We start from the raw sequence: 254 nt of genomic DNA on the forward strand, positions 1-254 counted from the left end.
GCCAGAGCCGCCGACATCATGCCCCCGTCCTCCGCACCGCCCTACTTCGTGATGTCCTGCACGACGCCCTTCGTCAGGCGCAGACGTCGATTCGCCCGCCGGGCTACCGCCGAATCGTGGGTGACCACGATGATGGTGATGCCTTCCGCGCACAGGGTCTGGAGCAGCGTCAGGATCTCGTCCCGCATGCTCTCGTCGAGGTTGCCGGTCGGCTCATCCGCGAGGAGCACCCGGGGGCGCTTCACGATCGCCCG

1 pseudogene is annotated in these 254 nt (G+C 68.1%); it reads right to left on the reverse strand.

Going from position 1 to position 254, the window contains the following annotated elements:
• Positions 1-41 precede the first annotated feature (41 nt).
• Positions 42-254 (reverse strand): annotated as a pseudogene (locus tag SB753_RS39330) (hypothetical protein); the annotation flags it as partial.

It is taken from the genome of Paraburkholderia sp. SIMBA_053 (assembly GCF_046534895.1).
Lineage (GTDB): Bacteria > Pseudomonadota > Gammaproteobacteria > Burkholderiales > Burkholderiaceae > Paraburkholderia > Paraburkholderia caledonica.